The organism is Tenacibaculum gallaicum, from assembly GCF_003387615.1.
Classification (GTDB): domain Bacteria; phylum Bacteroidota; class Bacteroidia; order Flavobacteriales; family Flavobacteriaceae; genus Polaribacter; species Polaribacter gallaicus.
The window spans coordinates 1-1,031 of sequence record NZ_QUNS01000022.1 but is presented as its reverse complement, the minus strand read 5'-3'; the positions used below and the strand labels follow the sequence as shown (position 1 = coordinate 1,031).

General features: G+C 30.8%; 1 protein-coding gene. It reads right to left on the bottom strand.

Annotated features, from left to right (window positions below; all coding sequences use genetic code 11):
- Nucleotides 1-132: 132 nt before the first annotated feature.
- Complete coding sequence (locus tag C7448_RS15720; RefSeq protein WP_115902361.1) at nt 133-915, bottom strand: tRNA pseudouridine synthase A; 783 nt, start codon at nt 913-915, stop codon at nt 133-135.
- Between the last annotated feature and the right edge of the window lie 116 nt (nt 916-1,031).

Below are 1,031 nucleotides of genomic sequence, written 5' to 3'. Positions count from 1 at the left end.
CCTAAATTGTAATCACACTGTGTACGCTTCTTCTTGGATACATTGTTTTTCATAAAATAAGTCTAAATTGTGTAAACTTATTTCAGGACGAGACAGATAAAACTAAAAAAGCGTATCGTTTGATACGCTTTTTTAACTTTTAAAATCTATTTTATGTAAATGTAAACCTGAAGCTGGAGCAATATTCTTTATCAATTCTATATCAGAATCTGGATTTAAACTTTCTTTAATAAAGCCTAATCCAAACTCTCCTTTTCCTAAGTCGTGTAAAGCCCCCATTATTAATCGAATTTGATTTCTTAAGAACCCTTCTCCTCTTACTATTAAAACATAACTTTCTTTTGGAAAAAATGAAGCTGTTAACTCAGTGTTCTCTTCTATTCTACAGTATTTAATTTCTCTTTGAACTTTGGTTACTTCTGAAGGTTTAGTACAAAACCGTTTAAAGTTATGAACCCCTTCAAAAAGTTGCGCTCCTTCTTGCATTAATGTAATATCAAGTTGTTCTCTAAAACGAGTTAAAAAAGGTGCAGCGTAAGGATGATTCTTTTCTCCGTAAGAAAAATAATATCTATACTCCTTAATTTTTGGATGCTTAATGATATTAAAATTTCTAGGAATATCTTCAATCTTCAAGGCTCTCATATCACTTGGTGCATTTGTATTAAACTCAATCATAAATTGTTTAAAATCTATGGCTTCATCTATAAACAATTGAAATGCAAAATGACTGGCTGAAACTCGAGCATCTGTTCTACCCACTCCCAAGCTTTTAAATCGAACCCCTTTGTAAATAAACTTTAAAGTTTTATCTAAAAACAAATGACCTGTTTTTAAATTTGGTTGCTTTTGCCAACCATGAAATCTAAATCCTAGATATTGAATTGTTACTAAATACGAATGTTTATAGCTCATATTTAAAAGGTAAATAATTAACATAAAAAAAACCTCAATCTACTAAAAGATTGAGGTTTTATAAAGAAAGGCAACGACCTACTCTCCCACCATTGGCAGTACCATCGGCGCTAATG

What these genes read in the sequence shown, in the direction of transcription:
- C7448_RS15720 (WP_115902361.1), bottom strand. Translation starts at nt 915, where the DNA reads ATGAGCTATAAACATTCGTATTTAGTAACAATTCAATATCTAGGATTT.